The 8,010-nt window shown below is 37.2% G+C and carries 6 protein-coding genes and 1 pseudogene; 4 read left to right on the top strand and 3 right to left on the bottom strand.

From position 1 onward, the window contains the following. Positions 1-213, bottom strand: a 213-nt coding sequence (locus C237_RS14595) for a transposase (RefSeq protein WP_169584753.1), incomplete at its 3' end; no start/stop codon positions are given. A 158-nt stretch (positions 214-371) separates the two neighbouring features. Between C237_RS14595 and fumC the strand changes: the two genes are divergently transcribed. Beyond that, positions 372-1,769 carry a class II fumarate hydratase gene (gene fumC / locus C237_RS0109210; protein WP_018676209.1) on the top strand — a complete coding sequence of 466 codons (1,398 nt, stop codon included), beginning with the start codon at positions 372-374 and terminating at the stop codon, positions 1,767-1,769. A 63-nt stretch (positions 1,770-1,832) separates the two neighbouring features. Here the strand turns inward: fumC and C237_RS0109215 are convergent, their stop codons facing one another. Beyond that, positions 1,833-2,858: a sensor histidine kinase gene (locus tag C237_RS0109215; RefSeq protein ID WP_018676210.1), complete on the bottom strand. Its 1,026-nt coding sequence runs from the start codon at positions 2,856-2,858 to the stop codon at positions 1,833-1,835. Beyond that, complete coding sequence (locus tag C237_RS0109220; protein ID WP_018676211.1) at positions 2,859-3,539, bottom strand: response regulator transcription factor; 681 nt, start codon at positions 3,537-3,539, stop codon at positions 2,859-2,861. Between the two features lie 198 nt (positions 3,540-3,737). Between C237_RS0109220 and C237_RS0109225 the strand changes: the two genes are divergently transcribed. The 3 genes and pseudogenes from C237_RS0109225 to C237_RS13235 form a co-directional block, all read left to right on the top strand. After that, entirely contained in the window at positions 3,738-6,347 is a 2,610-nt protein-coding gene (locus tag C237_RS0109225) for a TonB-dependent receptor plug domain-containing protein (RefSeq protein WP_018676212.1), read from the top strand. A 27-nt stretch (positions 6,348-6,374) separates the two neighbouring features. Continuing rightward, the gene (locus C237_RS0109230) at positions 6,375-7,598 is read left to right on the top strand and encodes a hypothetical protein (RefSeq protein ID WP_018676213.1); all 1,224 of its coding nucleotides are present in this window, start codon (positions 6,375-6,377) and stop codon (positions 7,596-7,598) included. 158 nt (positions 7,599-7,756) lie between these two features. Continuing rightward, positions 7,757-8,010: pseudogene (locus C237_RS13235) on the top strand (IS1595 family transposase); the annotation flags it as partial.

The raw sequence follows: 8,010 nt of genomic DNA on the forward strand, positions 1-8,010 counted from the left end.
AGGAAGATTTGAATTTTCCATAATAGTGCCACTGCGTAAAGAGGTGCGAAAACCACAAGATTTACACTCATAACATTCTTTGTCTCTCTTCCAATAATGTGTTGTATTTGAGCATTTTTTGCAAACCACTCCATGCTTGTCACGCTCTTCTTTGAAATGCTTGCGACAACTCTGCTCATCTCCAAACTCAGCTGTAAAAGTAAATAAGTTCATACGGATTATCTTCTAAATTTAGTGCAAAGATAATACTTATAGGTGTAATTAAGGATATTCAAAAATTCTTTTATAATTTTTCATTTTAAAGTCTATAAAAGCGACAAAAAAATCTTAAATTTGTGGGACAATAGAATCTTAATAAAAATCAATATACTATGAGTTACAGAATTGAAAAAGACACGATGGGGGAAGTAAAAGTTCCTGCAGATAAACTTTGGGGCGCACAAACGGAGCGTTCTCGTAACAATTTTAAAATCGGTGTACCTGCCTCTATGCCACGCGAGATTGTGGAAGGGTTCGCTTATTTGAAAAAAGGAGCTGCCTATGCCAACTGCGAATTGGGCGTTTTACCACAAGAAAAAAGAGATCTCATCGCTAAGGTTTGTGATGAAATCTTGGAAGGAAAACACTACGATCAATTTCCTTTAGTAATTTGGCAAACGGGTTCGGGTACGCAGTCCAATATGAATGTGAATGAGGTGATTGCCAACCGTGCACATCAAATCGCAGGCAAAAAAATCGGTGAAGGCGAAAAGACTTTACAACCCAATGATGATGTGAACAAATCACAATCGTCCAACGATACTTTCCCAACAGGTATGCACATCGCAGCCTACAAAATGGTAGTAGAAACGACTATCCCGGGGGTAGAGAAACTTAGAGATACCCTACAGAAGAAATCAGAAGAATTTAAAAATGTAGTGAAAATCGGGCGTACCCATTTGATGGACGCTACACCACTCACCTTAGGGCAAGAATTTTCAGGCTATGTGGCTCAATTGAATCACGGATTGAAAGCACTAAAAAATACTTTAGAGCATTTATCAGAATTGGCATTAGGAGGAACTGCCGTTGGTACAGGATTGAATACACCTAAGGGCTATGATGTGTTGGTAGCAAAGTATATTGCTGAATTTACAAAATTGCCTTTCCGTACGGCTGAAAACAAATTTGAGGCCTTGGCTTCTCACGATGCGATTGTGGAAAGCCACGGTGCATTAAAACAATTGGCGGTTTCTTTAAATAAAATCGCGAATGATATCCGAATGATGGCATCAGGACCTCGTAGTGGTATTGGTGAAATTCTAATTCCTGCCAACGAACCTGGTAGTTCTATTATGCCCGGGAAAGTCAATCCTACCCAATGCGAGGCATTAACGATGGTAGCAGCACAAGTGATGGGGAACGATGTAGCAATTACTGTGGGTGGTACGCAAGGACATTACGAACTGAATGTATTTAAGCCTGTAATGGCAGCCAATTTCTTACAATCAGCACGATTGATTGGAGATGCTTGTGTAAGCTTTGAAGAGCATTGTGCAAGAGGTATCGAGCCGAACACACCGCGTATCAAAGAATTACTGAACAATAGTTTGATGTTAGTAACAGCTTTGAATACTAAAATTGGATACTACAAAGCGGCTGAAATTGCCAACACGGCTCACAGAAATGGCACTACTTTAAAAGAAGAAGCTATTAACTTAGGTTATGTAACTGCTGAACAATTTGATGAGTGGGTACGACCTGAGGATATGGTGGGGAGTATGAAGTAATTCTTAACCAATATCAATAGTATTATAAAATCCTGAGCTTTAGACTTGGGATTTTTTTTATAATCAACCTTCATCCAAAGAAAAAATAAAACTTGTCCCTGATAGATATTCACTTTTAACTTCTATGTTTTGTTGGTGGGCTTCTAAAATATGCTTTACAATGGCAAGCCCCAAACCAGAGCCGCCTTGTCTTCTGTTTCGGCTGCTTTCTACACGATAAAAGCGTTCAAAAATTCTTGGAAGTACTTCGGGTTTTATGCCCATACCATTGTCCTTTACCTCAACAAAAACTTTGTGGCTATTTTCTACAATATTAACCTCGATTTTTGCTTGCTCTCGATTGGCATAATGTATCGCATTAGAAATTAAATTGATAAGCACCTGAGAGATTTTCTGTTTATCAGCTATTACCATTGTTGGTGAAGTATGGCTTAATATTAGCTGAACATGTTTTTTTTGAGCTTCAATATCCAAAAACTCAAAAGTTTCTTTGATGAGAGCTACAATATCAAACTGAGTATAATTTAAGGTAATTTCCCCAATTTCCAATCGGTTAATCATATCCAAATCTAAGACGATATCCAATAACCTTTCGATGGATTTATTCACGCGATTGAGATACTTATCGCGGATATCAAGGTCTTCTACACCGCCGTCTATCAGGGTTTCCACATAACTTTGTATAGAGAATAGGGGCGTTTTAAGCTCGTGGGACACATTGCCAATATATTCTTTTCTGTAACGCTCCATTTCTTTCATCATATCCAATTCTGTGGCAGTCTTTTTGTTGAGTCCAGAAATTCTTTCGCCCAACTCTTTAAAATTAATATCTTCATTAGAAGTAGCAATTTCATCGGGAAGGATATTAGAAATTTGCTTTATCTTGTGCCTGCCATAAAATCTAAATAACGAACTGATGACGATATAATTGATAAAGACCATCAGCAACAATATCAATATCACAATATAAGTTCCATTGAGTAGCCAGTCTTGTCCTTTGGTATATTCGTACAAGAACACCACCCCCACCATCGCCACAGTCAGTAGCACGGCAGCTAATAGGCTAAAGGTATTGGCACGGCGTTTCATTTATTTGAGGGTGAGTTTATAACCTATGCCCTTAAGTGTTTGAATGCTTTTAGCCCCCAACTTTTCTCTTAACCTTCGGATATGGACATCTATGGTTCTTTCGCCAACCACCACATCATTCCCCCAAACTTTATCTAAAATTTCCTCTCGCTTAAAAACCTTATCCGTATTAGACGCTAATAAACTCAGCAAATCAAACTCTTTTTTAGGAAGCACATAAGGTTTGCCGTCTTTGGTCACTCGGAAATTATCTTTGTCTATCACGAGGTTTCCAATTTTCAGCACTCTATTTTTTTCTTCTACCTGCTGGGTAAGATTCATCAAAGCATTAATTTTAGAAATTAAAACTTTAGGCTTGATGAGTTTTACGATATAGTCATTCGCCCCAGCATTATAGCCCGCCAGCTGCGAGAACTCCTCCCCTCTAGCGGATAGAAAAACAATTAATGTTCCTTGAAGTGAGGGAATTTGTCTTAAATCCTGACAAGTTTCTATGCCGTCTTTCTCTGGCATCATGACATCTAATAAAATTAAATGCGGCAACACTTCCTTAGCCATTTCTATACCTTCGGCACCACTATTCGCCGTATATACTTCGTAGCCTTCTTTCTTTAGATTGTAGGAAATCACCTCCAAAATATCAGGTTCGTCGTCTATTAAAAGTATTCTTTTGCCTTCCATTTTTTATTTTTATTAGTCTTCAAAAATAAGATTTTTTATTGACTTAAAATACGGCTCTACATCATTTAACATTATATTCATATAGCCCTTAGTCTGTTAAATATTATTTAATATAAACTTAATTTTTTTGAAACCTAAAACCACCTGATGACTTCGTTACTTTGCCGCAGTAAAAATGATAGAAAAATATTGTAAGGAATGAAATCTACTCAACTTAGTATTGCGGTGTTATGTTTAGGTGCCTCTACTGCACTATGGACAGCGCAGGAAATAAAGAAAGATACTATAAAAAGTGAAAAGCAAATAGAAGGGGTTCAAATTAAAGGTAACCTTAATAAAAAAACTGAAACTGCCGTTCTACAAGCCATAAAAAAATCTAATGTCCAAGTACAAGCGATGGGTTCGGAAGAAATTTCTAGAAAAGGAATTTCTAATGTAGAGCAGAGTTTAACTAAAGTAACGGGGATTACCACCGTAGAAGGCAAAGGGCTTTTTGTAAGAGGCTTAGAAGAGCGCTACAATACGCTACTCATCAATGGTTTGGGGTCGCCATCTAATAACCCGTTTCAAAAAATCATTGCTCTAAAACAATTCCCTACCGATGTGGTGGGCAAACTGAATATCTATAAAACTTTTAACGCTAACCTATACGCCGATTTTGCAGGGGCAACTTTTGACATTGAAACATTGGCGTACGACAGACCGTTTACAAAACTAGAGTTTAGCGTAGGATTTAATACACAATCGACACTAAGGGATGGGTTTAAGATGAATCAAAACGCCAATACCATGTCGGGCTACATTGGGCTTAATTCCAAGAAAAAGCAACTCCCTGACGAAGTCAAAGGCTACCGCCCTTCTAACTATATTTTTAATGCGCAGCAATCTCAACATTCTTTTAAAGATTCATGGGATGTGGATAATATAAAATCCCTACCAAATACAGGAATTTCATTCACTACCGCCCAACGCTTTAAAGCTGGCAGAGGAAAATTAGGACTTTTATTATCCCTAAACCAAAGTAGCCAATACCAATACAAAGAAGGCGAAAATAATTTGCTTCAATTTGCGGGGTCTAATATTGTTTACAACAACAAACTCTTCAAAAAAGAATACGAATACGAAACTGAATCTTCTATCCTACTCGGCTTAGGTTATAAAAATAGAAAAACCAACATTTTATTAAATGGTATTTTCTTACAAAACTCAGCCAACCTCATCCAAGATAATTTCGGTTATATTGACCAAGGCAATTCTGGGAAAGGCTTATTCCGTGTTAATCAACAAGATATTTCTAGGTTTATGGATGTACAACTCATCGCTTCACAAAAAATAGCCGATAGACACGAACTAAAGGCAGGGGCTAGCTGGGTAAGCAATAACTATCAACAGCCTGATAGAAAAATTTTCTCTGGAAACCCAGCAGGACCAAATTCTGATTTAATTTCTCTAAGTTACGGTGGAAACAACCTTATCCGCCAATATTTAGATGTAAATGGTAAAAACTACCTTTCAGCCTTTGCAGAATATAAATTGGGATTAGGCAATAAAAACAATAGAAAATCCTATCCTGTGGAACTGACTTTAGGGTATAACGGTTTTATGGATAGACGAAGCACTTCTTATCGATTTATTTATTCGGTGTATAATATCAATGCCAATACGGCTAATAGAACGGTCATCATTAACCCAGACCGTCCACAAGCCACTTTTGACCAATCGGCACAAAATGGTATATTCTATTATAGAGAAGGGTCTACTTCGGTGTATAGAAACAATATTTATCAATTTGTAAATGCGGGCTACATAAGCCTTAATTATAAACCGAATGATACTTGGGACATCCTTATCGGTGGTAGAGTGGAAAATAATATGAACATTACAAGGTATAAGGAATTATCTCAATCGTTTAATAGTCCTTTTAGTAATTTAACTAGAAATCAATACTACATATTACCTTCACTTTCTGTTAAAAAAGAACTCAATCGAAAATCTAACCTAAGATTTGCCGCCAGTAAAACCATTACGCGTCCTATTTTGATTGAGTATATGCCGATTACTTACATCAATCCTAACAACGAGAATATCTTAGGAAATCCTAAACTTCAAAACAGCGAAAATTACAATATCGATTTAAAATACGAGGTATTCCCTTCCAAAGATGAGATGTTTGCGATAGGAATATTTGGTAAAAGAATTATGAACGCTATCGAGAAATCTTATACGGCTTCTGCCAACTCCGATGGTCAAACCATTACTTTCTTTAATGCCAAGAAAGCCGATGTAGCAGGCATAGAATTAGAAGGTATCCTAAACCTAAAAAGACTATCCGAAAGCCTTGACGCTTTTTCTTTAGGGCTTAATACTACATTGATGTACACCAATGTGGAACGCAGCGAAGACGAAAAACAACAAGAATCTGAACGCCAAAAAACCTTAAAAAGAGGACTACAAGGTGCCGCCCCATGGACGATAAATGCCGACTTAAAATACGAAACTAAAAACGCCAGAAACTTAAAACAAACCGCCTCTTTGGTGTATAATGTTTCGGGGTCTAAAATCCATACTCTGGGTTCTGTGGGGGTAGACCATGTGTATGAGCGTCCGATTCATCAATTAGACTTGGTGTATCAAAAGGAGCTTTCTAAACATTGGAAAACTAAACTCTCTGTACTTAACCTTCTAAATAGCCAATACACTTTAGAATACGGAGACGATAGCGATGTCCCTGTAAAAACAGAAAACTATATCCATACCAATTATAAAAGAGGAACTAACTTTAACTTATCCGTAGAATATACTTTTTAAAAAATTAACCTAATAAATATTGAAAAAATGAAAAAATCACTTTTAACTTTATGTACACTTGCATTAGCATTATCGGTAACTTCTTGTACTATAGACATCCGCGAAGACAATGATAAGGTAACCAATCCAGACAATGGCGGTGGCGTAGTCAATGGTAATGTAATGGAAGGAACGGGAACGCTTACAGGTACCATTACTAAAGATTTACTCATCAAAAAAGGCGATTATAAGCTAGAAGGCGTGGTAAAAGTAACCGATGGTGTAACACTAACCATTGAAGCTGGTGCTAAATTTACCGCTAACTCTTCTATGGGCAGTAGCTTGGTTATTCTACAAGGTGGAAAAATCGATGCGCAAGGCACTGCCGACCAACCGATTGTATTTACTTCTGACAATAAAACACCAGGCGACTGGGGTGGTATTACACTTTATGGTAAAGCCCCAATCATGGCGAAAAACGGAGCTAAAACAGCCACTTCGGAAGATGGTAACAACCTTACTTATGGAGGTGATAATCCTACCGACAACTCTGGAGTGATGAAATTCGTTCGTGTAGAATACGGTGGTAAAAAAATTGGTGATGGAAAATCTGAAACCAACTCTATGACCTTCTATTCCGTAGGGTCTGGCACGGTATTGGAAAACTTAGTCTCTTACAAAGGAACCGATGATGGCTACGAATTTTTTGGAGGTACCGTAAGTGCAACCAACTTGGTATCTTATGGTAACTTTGATGATTCTTTCGACTGGCAAGATGGCTGGGCAGGACTTAACAACTCTAATTGGTTTGCTTACCAAACAAAAGTGGGTAACTTTGGAATGGAAATAGAAGCGTCTTCTAATAAAGACAATACCGCCCCAAGAATTAATGGTATCACCTTGATTAGAGAAGACAATACAGCACCAGAAAAAGAAGGTTCTGCTGAAATCACCGCTATCCAATTTAAGAAGCAAGGCTCTGGAATTTTCAAAAATGTTTATATCGATGGTTATAAAGACAGAGGTGGGCAAAATGCCTATGCCGTGCTTATCCAAGATGCCGATACACAAGCCGACCAAGTGGAAAATGGCAAAATTGTAGTAGAGCCAATTAATGTTAATAATTCATCTAATGCATCACAATGGGGCTATGCCTTTGGATTTAATAGTCCTAAAGCCATTTCCAACGATACTAAAGTAAAAAAAGTATCTATGGTATCTGGTGCATGGGCAACCGTAGATGGTGTAGATTTATTAAAAGCACTTAAATAATTTTACATATCTAAAAAAACATTAAGTTTTTACGCAAAAAAAGACTGCTATTCTTTAGCAGTCTTTTTTTATCACCATCAAACCAGATAAAATTAATTGAATATCCTTAATTACACCTATAAGTATTATCTTTGCACTAAATTTAGAAGATAATCTGTATGAACTTATTTACTTTTACAGCTGAGTTTGGAGATGAGCAGAGTTGTCGCAAGCATTTCAAAGAAGAGCGTGACAAGCATGGAGTGGTTTGCAAAAAATGCTCAAATACAACACATTATTGGAAGAGAGACAAAGAATGTTATGAGTGTAAATCNTGTGGTTTTCGCACCTCGTTGCGTAGTGGCACTATTATGGAAAATTCAAATCTTCCTTTTCTTGTATGGTANAGAGCTATGTTTTTGATGAGTACAAC

Origin of the sequence: Riemerella columbina DSM 16469 (assembly GCF_000374405.1) — a bacterium.
Lineage (GTDB): Bacteria > Bacteroidota > Bacteroidia > Flavobacteriales > Weeksellaceae > Riemerella > Riemerella columbina.